Source organism: Paracoccus alkanivorans (assembly GCF_003697785.1).
In the GTDB taxonomy this organism is placed as follows: domain Bacteria; phylum Pseudomonadota; class Alphaproteobacteria; order Rhodobacterales; family Rhodobacteraceae; genus Paracoccus; species Paracoccus alkanivorans.
The window spans coordinates 118633-135278 of the sequence record NZ_QOKZ01000005.1 but is presented as its reverse complement, the minus strand read 5'-3'; the positions used below and the strand labels follow the sequence as shown (position 1 = coordinate 135278).

Below are 16646 nucleotides of genomic sequence, written 5' to 3'. Positions count from 1 at the left end.
GTGAAGGCTAAATCTCGGCATCCCGTTTGTGACGGGGTCAATCGCGGGTTTCAAGATGGGGCGGCGGACAAGCCCGCCCGGAAAGGCAGCCATGTCCTGGACGGATGAACGTGTCGAGACGCTGAAGCGTATGTGGGCCGAGGGTCAGTCGGCCAGCGCCATCGCCAAGGAACTGGGCGGGGTGACCCGCAATGCGGTGATCGGCAAGGTGCATCGCCTTGGCTTGTCGAACCGCAATGACGAGGCCGAGGCCAAGCCCGCGCCCGCACCGGCGGCGGAAAAGAAGACCGAGAAAAAGCCGGCTCAGGCCAGACCCGAACCCGCGCCGGAACAGGCGGCGGCCAAGCCGGAACCCGCTCCCGCGAAGGAGGCCGCTCCGCAACCGGTATTCACTCCCGCGCCACGCCGTCCCATTGTTCCGGCAGGCCAACCGCTGCCGCCGCAGCCTTCGGCCAACGAGATCAGCCCCGAGGCGCTGGCCTCGGTGCGCGAGGTCGAGAAGAAGGCCCGCAAATTGTCGCTGATGGAATTGACCGAACGCACCTGCAAATGGCCGATCGGCGATCCCGCGACTGACAAGTTCTGGTTCTGCGGCTTGCCCAGCCAGCCCGGCAAACCCTATTGCGAGGCGCATGTCGGGGTCGCCTTCCAGCCGATGAGTTCGCGCCGCGACCGCCGTCGTTAACCCGGTGCCCGGATTTCCCCGGTTGGCTGCCCTTGCCGTCACGCTTCGGGGTGACGAGGTGCTTCTGGTGCGCCGCCGAAATCCGCCCGATGCGGGGCTGTGGGGTTTTCCCGGCGGCCATGTCGACCCGGGAGAGACCGCGCTGGCCGCTGCCGCCCGTGAACTGGCCGAGGAAACCGGGGTCGTGGCAGTCCCGCGCCTCTATCTCGACAATGTCGACCTGATCCAGCGCGGCTCCGATGGCGGGATCGAGTTCCATTTCCTGTTGGCAGCGGTATTGTGCGACTATGTCTCGGGCGAGCCTGTGGCCGCTGATGATGCGCTGGATGCGGGATGGTGGAAGATCGCCGATATCCTGGCCGAGCGCGTGGCGCTCAGCGCCCATGTAACCGATATCCTGCGCCAGGCCGTCCACCGTCGCGAACCTGCCTGACGTGGGTTGGCCGGCAGCGTCGCCCTCCACAAGACGGGCATAATATCATAGTGGCCCTTGACGGATCTTCCCGGTTGGATGAAAGCAGTTTCATGGGACTGCAGATCGATATCGCGGCCATCGTGGCCAACTGGAAGGCGCTGGCGGCAAAGGCTCCCAATGCGCGGGCGGCAGCGGTGGTCAAGGCCGATGGCTATGGCCTGGGCGCTGCGAGGATCGTGCCTGCTCTTTACGGGGCTGGTGCGCGCGATTTCTTTGTCGCGCTGGCCGGGGAAGGGCGGGCGATCCGTCCGCTTCTGCCGGATGATGCAACCGTCAACGTCCTGTCGGGACATATGGAGAGGGCCGATCTGTCCGGGCTCGTTCCTGTCATCAACAGTGCCGGACAATTCTTTCGCGATCGCGCCATGCGTCCCGGACAGCCCTTCGCGATCCAGCTTGACAGCGGTATGAACCGGCTCGGCATGGAACCCGCCGAATGGGCCGCCATCCGCGACGAGGTCCTGGCCGCCGGCCCGTCGTTCATCATGTCGCACCTGGCCTGCGCCGATGAACCCGAACATCCGGCCAACGCCATGCAGCTCAGGGCTTTTCACGAGATGACCGATGGCGTCGGCGTGCCGTTGTCGCTGGCCGCGACAGGAGGAATCCTGCTGGGACCGGATTATCACTTCGATATGGTGCGCCCCGGTGTCGGCCTTTATGGCGGGATGCCTTTTGCCGATGCCCGTCAGGTGGTGCGTCTTTCCCTGCCGGTGATCCAGACGCGCGAGGTGTTGCCCGGCGAGATCGTCGGCTACGGGGCGACCTGGACCGCTGACGCTCCGCGCCGCATCGCCACGGTTGCGGCGGGCTATGCCGACGGGATTCTGCGCATGCTGTCGTCAAGCGGAGCCAGCCTTTACGCAGATGGCGCGGCCTGTCCGATCGTCGGGCGGGTCTCGATGGATCTCGTGACTGCCGATGTGACCGATCTGGACGAGGTTCCGGCCGAACTCGACCTGATCTGCCCCGAGCAGCCCATAGACGCCGTGGCGGATTATGCCGGCACGATCGGCTATGAAATCCTGACATCCCTGAGGCATCGATACGAGCGGCACTATCTCTGATCCTGTTTCGTTCGCATTTGTCACAATCCTTACACAGGATTGCCGCAGAAAATGCCGGGATGACCTTGTGCGAATCCCCTTGGATCGCCACCATAAGGACATAGTCTCAAGCAGGAGAAAAATTTGGGCCTGACCCCAACGCCACCCGCGACCACACCACCAGGCGAAACTCTGCTGGAATTTCCGGACAACCGACTGCTGATCGATCTGTGCGGCGTCAACGACCGGCACCTTGCCCGCATCGAAGAAGCGCTGTCCGTCCATATCCTGCGCCGGGGCAACCAGCTTGCCGTCGTAGGCCAGGCCGAGGCGCAGGCAGAGGCCGGGCAGCTGCTGCAAGGCCTTTATGCCCGGCTGGAGCAGGGGCGCCCGGTTGAACTGGCCGAGATTGACGCCGCCTTGCGCATGGGCATCGACGGCTCGGCCGAGACAACGGCAGACGAACAGCTCGAGATGTTCTCTGCCGGAAATTACGAGTTGCGCACCCGCAAGAAATCGGTTGAGCCGCGCACCGACGCGCAGAAGGCCTATGTCCGTTCGCTGTTCGAGAATGAACTGGCCTTCGGGATCGGTCCGGCAGGGACCGGCAAGACCTATCTGGCCGTGGCCGTCGGGGTCACGATGCTGATCGGCGGGCAGGTGGATCGCATCATCCTGTCCCGCCCCGCCGTCGAGGCGGGCGAGCGTCTTGGCTTTTTGCCCGGCGACATGAAGGAGAAGGTCGATCCCTACATGCAGCCTCTATATGACGCATTGAACGATTTTCTGCCGGGCAAGCAGATGCAGAAGCTGATGGAGGAAAAGCGGATCGAGATCGCGCCGCTGGCCTTCATGCGTGGGCGCACGCTGTCCAGCGCCTTCGTGGTTCTGGACGAGGCGCAGAACGCTTCGACAATGCAGATGAAGATGTTCCTGACGCGTTTGGGCGAGGGTTCGCGCATGGTCATTACCGGCGACCGCACGCAGATCGACCTGCCGCGGGGGATGCAGTCGGGGCTGGTCGATGCAGAGCGTATCCTGGGGGGCGTCAAGGGGATCGGTTTCAGCTATTTCACCGCCAAGGATGTGGTCCGCCACCCGCTGGTCGCCCGCATCATCGAGGCCTATGACGCCGAGGATCAGGCGGCTCTGGCTCGCGGCGAAAACACGGAGAACCGGGGCGGCTACATCCCGCGCCGCACGACACGAAACGATGCCTGACGAGATATCCGCCGACAGCGTCATCGAGGATGAGCGATGGGAAAAGGCCGGACTCGAAAGCCTGGCCGAACGCGCTGTCACTGCCGCGCTGGAATGGCACGGGCTTCATGGCGAGGTCGTGGTGCTTGGCTGCGACGATGCCCGGATCGCGGCGCTGAACGCGGATTTCCGGGGTAAGCCGCGCGCAACCAACGTGCTGTCATGGCCCTCGGTCGAACATGCTCCGCGCGATCCCGGCGCGCGCCCTGTGTTCCCCGAAATCGAGGAACTGGGTGACATCGCCATTTCCTTCGACACCTGCGAGGCCGAGGCGCGGGCGCAAGGCAAGCCATTTGCCGATCACGTCACGCATCTGCTCATCCATGCAGTCCTGCATCTGCTGGGCTACGATCATGAGAACGACCTCGATGCCGAAACCATGGAGGCGGCCGAGCGTTCGATTCTGCAGAACCTCCGGATTCCCGATCCGTATCAAGAGAAAGCAACATGAATTCCGAATCCCGATTATCCACCGATCATCTTGGGGACGAACCCGCCACGGCAGCCGACGGAGTGGGCGGCGAGGGGCGCGACCTGCCGGCCTCTCGCGGTTTCTTCGGCCGTTTCTTCGAGGCGCTGACCGGGCATGATGACAATCAGGGGGAGCCTGCGCAGACAGACCGTCCAAAGGCGCATCATGTGCCGGGCATGGTCAATCTGCGCCGGATGCGGGTCGATGACGTCGCCATTCCCAAGGTCGAGATCGTCGCCGCCCCCCTGAACATCACCCAGGATGATCTGGTCGAAATGTTTCGCGAGCATGGTTTCTCGCGCATTCCGGTTTTTCGCGGCACGCTGGACAGCCCGCTTGGACTGATCCATCTCAAGGACCTTGCGCTCAAGCATGGATTTGGCAAAGGCGGCAAGTTCACCCTGCGCCCGATGCTGCGCCCACTACTTTACGTGCCGCCCTCGATGACCATCGGCGTGCTGTTGCAGCAGATGCGGCAGAAGCGCATCCATATGGCGCTGGTCATCGATGAATATGGCGGCGTGGACGGGCTGGTGACGATCGAGGATCTGATCGAGCAGGTGATCGGCCAGATCGAGGACGAGCATGACGAGGAAGAGGGCGATCTCTGGAGTCTGGAGAAGCCCGGCCAGTGGCTGATGTTGGCCCGCACACCCCTGAACGAGGCCGAGGCGGAAACGGGGTTGCGCCTGCTGGCGGAGGATGAGGACGAGGATATTGATACGCTTGGCGGGCTGATCTTCATGCTGGCCGGGCGCGTGCCCCTGCGCGGCGAGGTGATCGCCCATGATTCCGGCGCCGAGTTCGAGATCGTCGAGGCCGACCCCCGCCGGATCAAGCGCATCCGGCTGCGCCTGCCCGGCGTTACCGCTTCGGCACAGGCCAAGCCGGATGAAAACAAGGCCGGAGCGGTCGAGTAGCCTTATCTCAGCAAAGCTGTCCGGGCAGCCCCTTCCACCGCCCGGGTCAGCGATTCGATGGCTGCGGCCGATATGCGGGCGGTTTGCCAGAAAAGTGGGACGTCCAGCGGAAGTTCCGGCGCAAGGTCAATCAGACGTCCCGTGGCAAGATCGTCGGTGATCATCGCCTCGGGATTCATGCCCCAGCCAAGTCCGAGGCGGGTTGCCTCGGCAAAGCCCTGTGACGAGGGAATCCGGTGCAGGGGCTGGGCGATGCGGCGGCCAGTCATCTGCCTGATCCAACGATCCTGCAGGCTGTCCTTGCTGTTGAAATTGAGCGCCGGAGCGCGGGAGAGGCTGTCCGCGTCGGGCCCATCGGGAAAATGGCGCGCAGCGAATTCGGGGCTGGCGGTGGCACGATAACGCATTCGGCCAAGCGGGATGCTGTCGCAGCCGGTGACAGGGCGGCTGTCGCTGGTCAATGCGGCGGCGACCTGACCGTTGCGGAGCCAGTCCAGCGCGTGATCCTGATCGTCGATGACCAGATCGACCAGCCCGGGGGCCTCGGTCAGTGGGGGTATGGCCCATGTGGCGAGGCTGTCGGCATTCATGGCGATGCGGATCACCGGCGGTTGTGTGGGATGCGGGCTCCCCGCAAGCGTGCTTTCCAGCAGCCGCACCTGGTCGAGATGAGCGGCAAGGCGCAGCCCCGCCTCAGTCCCCTGCACGGGCGGTCCCCGGTCGATCAGCACTGCGCCGCTGCGATCCTCCAGGTTGCGGATGCGCTGCGAAATCGCCGAGGGCGTAATCGCCAGCGCATGGGCGGCCGCCTCGAAAGAGCCGCGGCGGATGATTTCGGCAAGCGCCTGGAGTGCAGGATAGTCCAGCATCAGTTTCACTTAATCAGGATAAGATATATTCATTTTACTTAAACATCCCGGCTTGGCATCAGCAAGCCCGAAGGAGCTTTGCCATGATGTCTTATCTTGCCGGTCTGGGCACCGGATTGTCGTTGATCCTTGCTATCGGGGCACAAAACGCCTTCGTGCTGAAACAGGGGCTGATGCGGCGTCATGTTCTGGCCGTATGCCTGTTCTGCGCACTGTCGGATGCGATTTTGATTGCCGCGGGTGTCGGCGGCATGGCGGCGGCGGGCGCGCGCCTGCCCTGGCTGATGGAGGCGATGCGGTGGGGCGGTGTCGCGTTCCTGCTATGGTATGGGCTGAAATCCTTTCGCGCGGCGCTGGCCGGGGGCGAAGCGTTGCGGCCCGAGGGGCGCAGCAACGGGCTGGTCACGACATTGGCGGCGATCGCGGCCCTGACATGGCTCAATCCGCATGTCTGGCTGGATACGGTGGTTCTGCTTGGTGCCGTGTCGGCGCAATGGCCGGATCGCACCGGATTCGCCGCCGGAGCGATTACCGGTTCCTTCCTGTTCTTCTTTACATTGGGCTATGGAGCAAGGCTGTTGGCGCCGGTTTTCGCACGCCCCCGGGCCTGGCAATGGCTGGAGGCCGGGGTGGGTTGCGTGATGTGGGCCATCGCGCTTCGGCTGATGATTGGCTGAGGGGGCTTGCAACCGCCCGCGAAAGCGTGTGATTGCATCATATGCAAATTGAACTGGATACGCGCCGCGATCTGATCGGCATCGGCTGGATGCTGGTGACCGGGCTGTGTTTCGTGGCCGTCAACGGCATCGTTCGTGGTCTTGAGGGCGCATTGCCCGCCCCGCAGGCAGCCTTCATCCGCTTTCTTTTCGGGACGGGTTTCCTGTTGCCGGTGCTGCTGCCGGCGCTGCGCCGTGGCTTTTCCGCGCCGGTCTGGCAACTGTTCGCGCTGCGCGGGGTGCTGCACGTGATGGCGGTGATCGGCTGGTTCTATGCGATGTCGCGGATCACCGTGGCAGAGGTCACTGCGATCGGCTTTCTCAACCCGATCATGGTCACGGTCGGTGCGGCGCTGTTTCTTGGCGAAAAGCTGGCGGCGCGCCGGATTGCGGCGATTTTTGTCGCGCTGCTTGGTGCGCTCATCGTGCTGCGGCCGGGGATACGGGAACTCGATCCGGGGCATCTGTCGCAATTGGGGGCATCCGTGACCTTCGGGGTGTCCTATCTGTTGGCCAAGCATTTGTCCGACAGGGTGCCTGCGGCGGTTGTCGTGGCGATGATGTCGCTGACGGTTTCGGTCGGGCTGGCACCACTGGCATATGCAGTCTGGGTCCCGCCGAGCATCGCGCAGATCGGTTGGCTGGGGCTGGTCGCAGTATTCGCGACACTGGGACATTACACCATGACCCGGGCTTTCGCCGCCGCACCGCTGACCGTGACGCAGCCGGTAACTTTCCTGCAACTGATCTGGGCCAGCCTGCTGGGTGTGCTGGTCTTTCACGAGCCCCTGGATGGATGGGTCATCCTGGGTGGCGGGCTGATGATCGGCGCGATCACCTATATCACTTGGCGCGAAGCCCGAAAGCGGGCCACGACCAAGACGCCGCCGGTCGATGTGACCAAGGCATAGCCGGCAGGATTCCGTCAATCCGACCGCGCAGGGCGGAAGACGGCCGGAACGGCTCGCCCCGGCCATTCGTGCCAGGCCGTTACAGGTAGTCGCTGCGCTGCAACCCGTATTTGGCCATCTTTTCGTTCAACGTCCGTCGCGGCAGGCACAGCTCGTCCATGACATTGGCGATGCTGCCCTTGTGGCGGCGCATGGTATTGTCGATCAGCATGCGCTCGAAGCTCTCGACATATTCCTTGAGCGGCTTTCCCTCGGTCGTGGTGGCCTGCTGGTTGTCGTCCCCGTCCGTCATCAGCAGCGATGCGATGCTGCCCGAACCGCGCCGGTTCTGCAGGACCGCGCGCTCGGCCACGTTGATGAGCTGGCGGATATTGCCGGGCCATGGCGCTTGCAGAAGCTGTGCGGCCTCCTGTGCGCCGACCTGCGGGGCCTCGCAGCCATATTCCTCCGAGAACTGTTCCGTCATCCGGTTGAAAAGCGTCAGGATATCCTCGCCGCGCGCGCGCAGGGGCGGCAGCGTGATATTCAGCGCCGAAAGCCGGTAGAACAGGTCGGGCCGCAGCGAATCCTCGGCCTTGCGGCCCTCGCCCCGCGCGTTCGAAATGGCGATGATGCGGGTCTCGGCGGGCGCGCCCTGATCGCTGATAAAGGCCAGCAGGCGGGCTTGCAGGGGTTCGGACAGGGCCTCGATATCCTCGAGGCAAAGGGTGCCGCCGCGGGTTTCCTCGACCGCGGGCAGCCCGTCATCCAATGGGCCGAAAAGGCGTGCGGACAGTGCCTCGTCATTATAGGCCGCGCATGACACGGGGACGAATTTCTTCGTCGCGCGCGGCCCCACCGCATGAAGTGCATGGGCGACCAGCGTCTTGCCGGTGCCGGTCTCTCCGTCGATCAGCACATGGCCGTCGGCCTGTCCGAGATCCAGGATATCCTCGCGCAGCCGTTCCATCACCGGGCTGGAGCCGATCAGCTTGGACATGACTTGCTGACCTTCGGACAGGTCGCGGCGCAGCGCGCGGTTGTCCAGCGTCATCCGGCGGGCCTGTGTGGCCTTCTTGGCCAGCGCGGTCATCTTGTCGGGGTTGAAGGGCTTTTCCATGAAATCCATGGCCCCGAGCCGCATCGCCTCGACTGCCATCGGCACATCGCCATGACCGGTGATCAGGATCACGGGCAGGGCGGAATCCATGCTCATCAGGCGCTTGAGAAAAGCGATTCCATCCATTCCCGGCATGCGGATATCCGAGACAACGACCCCCGGCCAGTCCGGTCCGACGACCTTCAGCGCGTCCTCGGCGCTGGCATAGGATTCGGTCTCGAAGCCCGACAGGACCAGCCACTGGCTGATCGATTCCCGCATATCGGGCTCGTCGTCAACGATCGCAATCTTCAGTTTGCGGGACATCAGGCATCCTCTCTTTTGTCTTATTCGGCAGCAAGCGCCTCGCCCGGCTCTTCGGGCCGATGCAAGGGCAACTCAACCTGAAACACCGCTCCACCGCCTTCGGTTTCATTATGGGCGGTCAGACGACCTCCGAAATCCGCCACGATCGACGAAGAAATCGCCAGACCCAGCCCGGTTCCCTCTCCGGGTTTCTTTGTTGTCCAGAATGGTTCAAACAGTTTTTCCAGATCAGTGACACCCGGACCGTTGTCGCGAACGGACACATAGGCGTGAGCGCCGCTTTCCACGGTAATGTCGATTCGCCCCTCGCGCCGATCCTTGACGGCATCCACGGCGTTGCGCAGCAGGTTGATGATGACCTGCTCGAGCCGGATGCGATCCGCCATCACCATGACCTTGCCGCGGGGGAGGTTGCGGCTCACCTGGATTGGGCGTTCGCGCAGCTGTGGCTCCATCATCGTCAGGGCGGAGCCGACCGCTTCGCGCAGATCGACCGGCTCGACCGCTTCGCCGCCCTTGCGGGCATAGGATTTGAGCTGCCTGGTAATGGCGCTCATGCGGTCGATCAGGTCGTTGATGCGCTGGAAGCTGGACAGCGCCTCTTCGGGGCGGTTGCGTTGCAACAGCAGGCGCGCGCCCGCCAGATAGGTCTTCATCGCCGCCAGCGGCTGGTTGAGCTCGTGGCTCACCCCCGCCGACATCTCGCCAAGCGCCGCCAGCTTGGAGCTTTGCTGAACCGTCTGCTCGGCCACGCGCAGTTCCTTTTGCACCCGTTCGCGTTCGGCGATCTCGCGGGTCAGGCGGGCATTCAGCGCCCGCAGATCCGCCGATTCCCGCATATATGCCACCGACTGCATCCGGGCCCGTCGCGACAGGATATAGAAACTGGTCGCAAGCAGGATCGCGAATCCCATGATTTCAAGTGCCAGCACGGCGTTCACCCGCTCACGGATCGAGGAATAGGTGGTGAAGCCTATCATTTTCCAGCCTCGGAACGGAATCCTGCGCTCGCTGCGCATCACCGCGCGGCCCTGCACATAGGCATCGGCAGGGGCGGTGGTCCAGTCGGTGGTGACCTGGAAGGCCCGCTGGATCGCGGAAGGAGCGGAGCGCACCGACAGTGCCTCGGGCATGGTCAGCCCGCGCCAGCGTGGCTCCGTCGATAATATGATGTCGCCCGAACTGTCGGTTACCGCCACCGCATCCGCGATACCGGCCCACGAGCGTTCGATCTGAGTCAGGTCAGCTGCGACGACGATGACGCCTAGTGTCTTGCTGTCGGCCACGACGGCCCGGGAATAGGTGAATTCATAGGCGCCGGCTTCCTCCTTCGAAACAGCAAACACGGTGTCCCGCGACCGCAATGCCTCGACATAATAGGGAGCCAGAGAGTTGCTGGTGCCGATCTGATAACGATCGGTCGATCCGACGGTTCTTCCGGAAGCATCCAGCAACCGGATCGAGACCGCGCCGATCTCTTTTTGCGCCGCGATCAAACGGGCGGATGTGCTGGAGAAATCATTGTTGTTCAATGCACCGATCAGGGTCGGATCGCGGGCCAGCAGCAAGGGAACCACGGCCGTTCGCTGCAATTCGGAAAGCAGGTTTCCGGTATAAAGCGCAAGCCGAAGATCGGCTCGCATCCGGGTGTTTTCCGAGAACCGTTCGGTCAGCCACGCATTGGTCGTCCAGATAGATACCAGCGCCGTCAGGATGATCACCACGATAGCGCTGCGCAGCCACCATGGGCTGGCCACCGGAGGCAGGCCCCGGCGCGCGCCTTTCGGCCTTGCCGCTGCGATATCATCTTTACCGGTCACGGACCGCACTTTCGCCATTATTGCGCAACTTGCGCAATCTAGAGCCAGATCGGGCGGCGCTCAAGTCAGGCGTAGGCAAGCGCCTCGACCAACCCTGTGAACAGGGGCCTTCCATCCAGGCCCCCCAATGCTGTATCGGCGGCACGCTCGGGATGGGGCATCATGCCCAGAACCCGGCGATTGGCCGACAGGATTCCCGCGATATCCCCGACCGAGCCGTTGATCGCCGGCGCATAGGTGAAGGCGATCCGGTCCTCGTCCCGCAGACGCGCGAGTTCGCCCTCGCTTATCTGGAAATTACCATCGTGATGGGCGACGGGAATAGTGATCGTCTGGCCCGGAGCATAGCCGGAGGTATAGGCACTGTCGGTGGTGGCGACCTTCAGCGGGGCTGGCTTGCACAGGAAGGTCAGCCCCTGGTTGCGCATCAATGCGCCGGGCAGCAGGCCCAGTTCGGTCAGCACCTGAAAGCCATTGCAGATCCCCAGCACGTAACCGCCCTTGTCCGCGTGCTCGCGCAGGTTCCGGGCGATGGGTGATTGCGCGGCAATCGCGCCGCAGCGCAGGTAATCGCCATAGGAAAAACCGCCCGGCACCGCCACCAGCTCCGTGCCCGCCGGAAGCGCACTGTCCTTGTGCCAGACCCGCGTCACCTCGGCCCCGGCCTGTTCAAGCGCAACCGCTAGGTCACGATCGCAATTCGATCCCGGAAAGGTGATGACGGCGGCTTTCATGGACAAGGCTCCTGTGAGGGATGGCAATGGTTTAGCGCAACCCGAGCGGCAAGAAAAGAGGCCGGCGGGCTTGGAACCTTCAATCATGCGGGCAAGGGCATGGCGCGGAGGCGCTCAGCCCTCGATCCGGGTGAAATCGGCGATCTGGCGGCCTGCCTCGCGGATGCGGGAAAGCAGGTTGAGCCGGTTACGCCGGACGATCTGGTTGTCGGTATTGACCTGCACCGCCTCGAAGAACGCGTCGATGGGCGCACGCAGCCCGGCGATGGCGGTCATGGCGGCGGGGAAATCCTCTGCCTCCATGGCGCCCCTGATCGCCGGTTCCGCCGTGTCGAGCGCGGTGAACAGGGCGCGTTCCTCGCCGGTTTCGGCGAATTTCGGATCGGCGCCGAAACTGTATTCGACGCCATCCTTGCCCTCGGCCTGCGCAAGGATGTTTCCGGCGCGTTTCAGCCCCTGCGTCAGGTTCAGCCCGTCCTCGGTCTTCAGCATCTCGTTCAGCGCGGTGGCACGGTTCACCACCTGCACCAGATCGTCATTGCCGGGCTGCGCCAGCACCGCGTCGATGATGTCGTGGCGGATACCCTGATCGCGCAGATGGACCTTGAGACGGTCATGGAGGAAGGCGAGGAGGTCGGCGTCTGCAGCGAAAAGTTTTTGTGCCGCAGCTTCCACGGCAGGCATCATTTCATAAAGCTTTTGACGCTCGACTTCTTCTTCCTCCGCCGAGAGTAAGTCTCTTCTAATTGCATTTTTACTATCTTTAAGCGTATCGGCCGACACGCCCAATACTGCGGCAGCTTTTTCGTAGTCCGCTCCGGTATCCTCCACCGCAGCCAAGAAGCGCTGTTGTTGGACCAATCTAGTCCCTTGTTGTATTGTATTAAGCAGGTTGAATCGAAGATGATTGACTAGCACCAGCCGGATCACCCCCAACGCCGCCCGCCGCAGCGCGAAGGGATCCTTCGAACCGGTTGGCTTCTCGTCGATGGCCCAGAACCCGGTCAGCATGTCGATCTTGTCGGCCAGCGCCACGGCGACCGAGACCGGGGCAGAGGGCACCGCGTCCGAGGGGCCAAGGGGCGAATAGTGATCCCGCGCGGCATCGGCCACCGCATCGGCATGGCCCGCGGCCTTGGCGTAATACCTGCCCATGATGCCCTGCAATTCGGGAAACTCGCCGACCATAGCAGAGCGCAGATCCAGCTTGGCCAGCTGGGCGGCCTGCTCTGCCTGATCGGGATCTGCCCCGACCAGCGGCGCGATTTTGCGGGCAAGTGCCGCGATGCGCGTGATGCGGTCCGCCTGAGAACCCAATTGCCCGTGGAAGGTCACGGATTTCAGACCTTCGGCCCATTCCTCCATGCCCGCTTTCGCGTCGCGCAGGTCGTTTTCCCAGAAGAAGGCGGCATCCGACAGGCGGGCTGCCAGCACGCGCTGGTTCCCGGCAAGGATCGTCGCACCGTCATCGGCGGTCTCGATATTGGCGACGGTGACGAAACCCTCGATCCGTCCGGTTTTTGGATTGCGAGCCGAGAAGAATTTCTGGTGTTCCTTCATCGAGGTCTGCAGCACCTCGGGCGGCAGGTCGAGGAAACGCTCCTCGATCACCCCCATCAGCGGCACCGGCCATTCGACCAGCCCGGCAACCTCGGACATCAGCCCGTCATCCGGCACGATCTCCCAGCCACGCGCGAAGGCGAGGCTGTCGGCCTCCTGCCGGATCGCGGCTTCGCGTTCGTCCTGGTCCAGCATGACCCGGGCGCGGCGCAGTTTCGCGGCATAATCCTCGTAGCCCGAAACCGCGAAGGGCTCGGGCGACATGAAGCGGTGGCCGCGTGCCGTGTCGCCCGCCGTGATGCCCTCGACGGTCAGCGGCACCACGGATGCGCCGGTTTCATCGGTCAGGATGCACAGGATCGAATGCAGCGGACGCACCCAACGCAGCGGCCCGTCCCCCCAACGCATGGATTTCGGCCATGGAAAGTTGCGGATCGCGGATTCCAGCACCTCGGCCACGATCTCGGCTGCGGGGCGGCCCGGTTTCTCGATGGTGGCGAACCAGACCTGCCCTTTCTTGTCGTCGCGCTTTTCCAGTTGATCACGGGTCAGGCCCGCGCTGCGCAGGAACCCTTCCAACGCCTTTTCAGGTGCGTCCACGCGAGGACCCTTACGCTCTTCGCGGGTGGTGGGGCTGTGGGCGGTCAGGCCCTCGATGGCCAGCACCAACCGGCGCGGGGTGCTGAACGTGCCCGCCGAGGCATAGGTCAGACCGCCCTCGACCAGCCCGTCGGTGATCAGGCGTTTCAGGTCCGCACGGGCGCGGGATTGCATCCGGGCGGGGATTTCCTCCGAGAAAAGCTCGATGAGAAGGTCGGGCATCAGTCCATCACTCCGCGTTCCGGGGTCTTGTCGTTATATTGGTGCCAGCCATAGGCGCGGCCATCGGGATAGATCGCCAGCACGCGGTCCACATCCGGGTGGATCTCGGATTGGCTCAGGACGGCACGGGCGGCGCCGGACTCGAGATCCGCGCCGATCTGTTCGGCATCGAAGCAATCGAACCAGCGCGGGCCAATCAACGGGGTGGCGCCTTCGAAGGGGATGGCGTCGGGGAAATCACCCTCGATGCGGAAACAGGCGCGCCAGCGGATCGGCGAGCTGTCGGCGTCGATACCCTTGAAATCGGCCATCTGAAGGTCCCGTGCCCCCGCATCGGTCTGGATCTGCACGGCGGCTGCCGGGCTGCCCGGCGCGATCTCGTCGTAGAAACCATATTCCTGCGCATACCAGATCCCGCCCCCCGCGACGGCGGCGGACAGGATCAGGACAAGGCCGACGATCTTGCCGTTCACGCCTGCGCCCCCGCGGCATCAGTGGTCACGAACAGGTCGGCACATGCCTTGGCCAGTGCGCGAACCCGTCCGATATAGGCCTGCCGCTCGGTGACGGAAATCACCCCGCGCGCGTCCAGCAGGTTGAAGACATGGCTGGCCTTGATGCATTGGTCATAGGCCGGATGCGCCATCGGGATACGCCGCCCGGCGCTGTCTGTCTCGTCCGCACCGAGGATACGGGCACATTCGGCCTCGGCATCCTCGAAATGCCGGAACAGCGTGTCCGTGTCGGCCTGATCGAAGTTCCAGCGCGAATATTCCTGCTCTGTCTGGCGGAAGACATCGCCATAGCTCAGCGGAATGGCGGCGTCGGGGTCGTTGAAGGGCATGTCCATCACATGCTCGACACCCAGCACATACATCGCCAGCCGCTCCAGCCCATAGGTCAGCTCGCCCGAGACGGGGCGACAGTCGTGCCCGCCGACCTGCTGGAAATAGGTGAACTGGCTGACTTCCATACCATCGCACCAGACCTCCCATCCCAGTCCCCATGCGCCGAGCGTGGGGCTTTCCCAGTCATCCTCGACGAAGCGGACATCGTGGATCATCGGATCAAGGCCGATGGCGCGCAGGCTGCCCAAGTAAAGCTCCTGCAAACTTGCGGGGCTGGGTTTGATGATCACCTGATATTGATAATAGTGCTGCAGCCGGTTCGGGTTCTCGCCATAGCGGCCGTCGGTCGGGCGGCGCGAGGGCTGGACATAGGCCGCCGCCCAGGGCTTCGAGCCAAGGGCGCGCAGGGTGGTTGCGGGATGGAAGGTGCCGGCGCCCACCTCCATGTCATAGGGCTGCAGGATCGCGCAGCCCTGTCCGGCCCAGTAATTCTGCAGGCGGAGAATGACCTCCTGAAAGCTGCGGGGGCGGTTGGGGCTGGTCATCGGGGCGTCCTTTTTGCATAGATCGTGCAAAGCGTCCCGCGCCTTCTAGGCGTGGCTTGGGGCAGGGTCAATAAAGGGTCGGACAGCGATCCGCAAAGGAGGCCGGTATGCGGCACGTGACGACGATGGTTCTGGCGGCAGGGATTCTGTCGGCGGGTTTGCCGGTGGCAGGTTTCGCACAGGATGCGGTTATACGGATCGAGGCCAAGCGGGGCGAGGCGGCAGCGAACGAGGCCGCCGAGGGCTGGCGGCGGAAATTCGACGATGTGGTGACATTTCCGCTGAGCGGCGGCTGGATCGGCATTGCACTGGGGCCATTGTCGCCGGAAGAGGCCGAGGCCCGGCTGGCCGAGCTGCGGGCCGCCGGAGAGGTCCCGGTTGACAGTTTCGTGGCCGAGCCGGGGCGGAATGTCGAACTGACACCGGTTGCTGCCACGCCTTCCGACAATGCCGAACCGATGCAGGACGGCGGGGCTGCGGCCACGGATCCCGAAAACCTGCAGGTCAATCCGGTGACTGCCGGGGGGCAAGCCGACGGGTCCGAAGCCGTTGCAGAGCCTGCCGCCGCGGCAGCGGGCACCTATATCCGGCTGCAATCCTTGCGCACTCAGGCCGAGGCCGAGGAAGCGCTGGCGGAATGGCACGGGAATTTCCCCGATGCCGGTCTGTGGCATTTGCCGGGTGGCTGGTATGGCGTGGCGCTCGGCCCGCTGGAGGAGGACACCGCCCTTGCATGGCTGGCCGCCTTCAAGCAGGCCGACCTGATGCCCGGTGACGCCTTTACCTCGGATGCTGCGGAGATGGGCGAGGCGGTGACACCCGGCGAAGCCCCCGATCTGCCGGCGCCTGGCGAACCGCAGGAGATGCCGCCGATGGACGAGGTGCAGAAAGCGCTGCGTTGGGCGGGGCTATACGAGGGCGATATCGACGGCAAGGCCGGACCCCAGACCCGCGCCGCCATCAATGCCGAGATCACCGGGCAGCGGCTTTCCCCCGATCCCGGCACCGCCATGCGCAAGCTGATCGAACGGCGCGCGGCGTGGCGCGACGAGTTGGGGCTGACGGCGCTGGAGGACGAGCATACCGGGCTGAGTCTCACCGCGCCGATGGACAAGCTGCAATTCGACCGCACCGAAAGGGCGTTGTCGATCTATGCGCCGAAGAACGATTCCGGCGCGGCGCTGATCCTGTTCAGCCAGCCGGGCGGGCAGCAGGAGCTTCTCGACCTGTCCGGGCTGGTCACGGCGCTTGGCTGGGTGCCGCAGCCCAAGCGGATGATCGAGAAGGGCCATGTCCTGCTGACGGGCAAGAATGCCGATCACCATGGCCGGGCAGAGGGCTGGGTGCGCGACGGGCGGGCGGAGGGCTTCGTGCTGATCTGGCCGGCGAAAGATACCGAAAACCAGACCCGACTTGCCGCCGAGATGAGCGACAGCTTTGCCCGCCATGCTCCCGCGCGGAATGACCTGGCAAACACGCCGGAACATGACGATGCGCAGTTGGAGAGCGTGACCGGGCAGCCCTAAGGCCTTTGTCTTGCAATGCCCCGGGATTATCT

Annotated in this window: 16 protein-coding genes; 9 read left to right on the top strand and 7 right to left on the bottom strand. The window is 64.0% G+C overall.

The annotated features are described in order from the left end of the window. The first annotated feature begins 91 nt into the window (after positions 1–91). The 6 genes from C9E81_RS14010 (at position 92) to C9E81_RS13985 (ending at position 4858) form a co-directional block, all read left to right on the top strand. A complete protein-coding gene (locus tag C9E81_RS14010; protein WP_122112985.1) occupies positions 92–685 on the top strand; it encodes a GcrA family cell cycle regulator in 594 nt (197 codons plus the stop codon). A 22-nt stretch (positions 686–707) separates the two neighbouring features. Next, the gene (locus C9E81_RS14005) at positions 708–1118 is read left to right on the top strand and encodes an NUDIX hydrolase (RefSeq protein ID WP_425010644.1); all 411 of its coding nucleotides are present in this window, start codon (positions 708–710) and stop codon (positions 1116–1118) included. 92 nt (positions 1119–1210) lie between these two features. Beyond that, positions 1211–2227: an alanine racemase gene (gene alr / locus C9E81_RS14000; RefSeq protein ID WP_122112983.1), complete on the top strand. Its 1017-nt coding sequence runs from the start codon at positions 1211–1213 to the stop codon at positions 2225–2227. A 123-nt stretch (positions 2228–2350) separates the two neighbouring features. After that, a complete protein-coding gene (locus tag C9E81_RS13995; protein ID WP_122112982.1) occupies positions 2351–3427 on the top strand; it encodes a PhoH family protein in 1077 nt (358 codons plus the stop codon). Beyond that, positions 3420–3917 (top strand): rRNA maturation RNase YbeY, encoded by a 498-nt coding sequence (gene ybeY, locus C9E81_RS13990; RefSeq protein ID WP_208021177.1) that lies wholly within the window; start codon positions 3420–3422, stop codon positions 3915–3917. Before C9E81_RS13995 ends, ybeY begins: the two co-directional genes overlap by 8 nt. Continuing rightward, positions 3914–4858, top strand: coding sequence for a CBS domain-containing protein (locus tag C9E81_RS13985; RefSeq protein WP_122112981.1), 945 nt, complete (start codon positions 3914–3916; stop codon positions 4856–4858). Before ybeY ends, C9E81_RS13985 begins: the two co-directional genes overlap by 4 nt. 2 nt (positions 4859–4860) lie before the next feature. On the opposite strand, the gene C9E81_RS13980 is transcribed toward C9E81_RS13985, so the two are convergent. Continuing rightward, positions 4861–5727 carry a LysR family transcriptional regulator ArgP gene (locus C9E81_RS13980; protein WP_122112980.1) on the bottom strand — a complete coding sequence of 289 codons (867 nt, stop codon included), beginning with the start codon at positions 5725–5727 and terminating at the stop codon, positions 4861–4863. Positions 5728–5810: 83 nt separating this feature from the next. On the opposite strand from C9E81_RS13980, the gene C9E81_RS13975 reads away from it, so the two are divergent. Then, the gene (locus C9E81_RS13975) at positions 5811–6404 is read left to right on the top strand and encodes a LysE/ArgO family amino acid transporter (RefSeq protein WP_122112979.1); all 594 of its coding nucleotides are present in this window, start codon (positions 5811–5813) and stop codon (positions 6402–6404) included. Positions 6405–6445: 41 nt separating this feature from the next. Further along, entirely contained in the window at positions 6446–7354 is a 909-nt protein-coding gene (locus tag C9E81_RS13970; protein ID WP_243698658.1) for a DMT family transporter, read from the top strand. 79 nt (positions 7355–7433) lie between these two features. Here the strand turns inward: C9E81_RS13970 and C9E81_RS13965 are convergent, their stop codons facing one another. From C9E81_RS13965 to C9E81_RS13940, 6 genes are all read right to left on the bottom strand, one after another. Then, complete coding sequence (locus C9E81_RS13965) at positions 7434–8759, bottom strand: sigma-54-dependent transcriptional regulator (RefSeq protein ID WP_122112978.1); 1326 nt, start codon at positions 8757–8759, stop codon at positions 7434–7436. Between the two features lie 20 nt (positions 8760–8779). Beyond that, on the bottom strand, positions 8780–10597 hold the full coding sequence (locus C9E81_RS13960; protein WP_122112977.1) for a sensor histidine kinase: 1818 nt from the start codon (positions 10595–10597) through the stop codon (positions 8780–8782). Between the two features lie 47 nt (positions 10598–10644). Then, positions 10645–11313: a phosphoribosylformylglycinamidine synthase subunit PurQ gene (gene purQ / locus C9E81_RS13955; RefSeq protein WP_122112976.1), complete on the bottom strand. Its 669-nt coding sequence runs from the start codon at positions 11311–11313 to the stop codon at positions 10645–10647. Positions 11314–11427: 114 nt separating this feature from the next. Next, positions 11428–13695: a glycine--tRNA ligase subunit beta gene (gene glyS, locus C9E81_RS13950; protein WP_122112975.1), complete on the bottom strand. Its 2268-nt coding sequence runs from the start codon at positions 13693–13695 to the stop codon at positions 11428–11430. Further along, positions 13695–14168 carry a DUF6446 family protein gene (locus tag C9E81_RS13945; protein ID WP_122112974.1) on the bottom strand — a complete coding sequence of 158 codons (474 nt, stop codon included), beginning with the start codon at positions 14166–14168 and terminating at the stop codon, positions 13695–13697. The genes glyS and C9E81_RS13945 overlap by 1 nt, the downstream gene beginning before the upstream one ends. Then, positions 14165–15088 (bottom strand): glycine--tRNA ligase subunit alpha, encoded by a 924-nt coding sequence (locus C9E81_RS13940; protein ID WP_122112973.1) that lies wholly within the window; start codon positions 15086–15088, stop codon positions 14165–14167. Before C9E81_RS13940 ends, C9E81_RS13945 begins: the two co-directional genes overlap by 4 nt. Before the next feature lie 107 nt (positions 15089–15195). Between C9E81_RS13940 and C9E81_RS13935 the strand changes: the two genes are divergently transcribed. Then, positions 15196–16614 carry a peptidoglycan-binding domain-containing protein gene (locus C9E81_RS13935; RefSeq protein ID WP_122112972.1) on the top strand — a complete coding sequence of 473 codons (1419 nt, stop codon included), beginning with the start codon at positions 15196–15198 and terminating at the stop codon, positions 16612–16614. Positions 16615–16646: the final 32 nt, after the last annotated feature.

Coding starts and splice junctions, on each gene's coding strand:
- C9E81_RS13965 (WP_122112978.1), bottom strand. CDS start 8,759: ATGTCCCGCAAACTGAAGATTGCGATCGTTGACGACGAGCCCGATATG.
- C9E81_RS13985 (WP_122112981.1), top strand. CDS start 3,914: ATGAATTCCGAATCCCGATTATCCACCGATCATCTTGGGGACGAACCC.
- C9E81_RS14010 (WP_122112985.1), top strand. CDS start 92: ATGTCCTGGACGGATGAACGTGTCGAGACGCTGAAGCGTATGTGGGCC.
- C9E81_RS13940 (WP_122112973.1), bottom strand. CDS start 15,088: ATGACCAGCCCCAACCGCCCCCGCAGCTTTCAGGAGGTCATTCTCCGC.
- purQ (WP_122112976.1), bottom strand. CDS start 11,313: ATGAAAGCCGCCGTCATCACCTTTCCGGGATCGAATTGCGATCGTGAC.
- C9E81_RS13975 (WP_122112979.1), top strand. CDS start 5,811: ATGATGTCTTATCTTGCCGGTCTGGGCACCGGATTGTCGTTGATCCTT.
- C9E81_RS13980 (WP_122112980.1), bottom strand. CDS start 5,727: ATGCTGGACTATCCTGCACTCCAGGCGCTTGCCGAAATCATCCGCCGC.
- alr (WP_122112983.1), top strand. CDS start 1,211: ATGGGACTGCAGATCGATATCGCGGCCATCGTGGCCAACTGGAAGGCG.
- C9E81_RS13970 (WP_243698658.1), top strand. CDS start 6,446: ATGCAAATTGAACTGGATACGCGCCGCGATCTGATCGGCATCGGCTGG.
- C9E81_RS13960 (WP_122112977.1), bottom strand. CDS start 10,597: ATGGCGAAAGTGCGGTCCGTGACCGGTAAAGATGATATCGCAGCGGCA.
- glyS (WP_122112975.1), bottom strand. CDS start 13,695: ATGCCCGACCTTCTCATCGAGCTTTTCTCGGAGGAAATCCCCGCCCGG.
- ybeY (WP_208021177.1), top strand. CDS start 3,420: ATGCCTGACGAGATATCCGCCGACAGCGTCATCGAGGATGAGCGATGG.
- C9E81_RS13935 (WP_122112972.1), top strand. CDS start 15,196: ATGCGGCACGTGACGACGATGGTTCTGGCGGCAGGGATTCTGTCGGCG.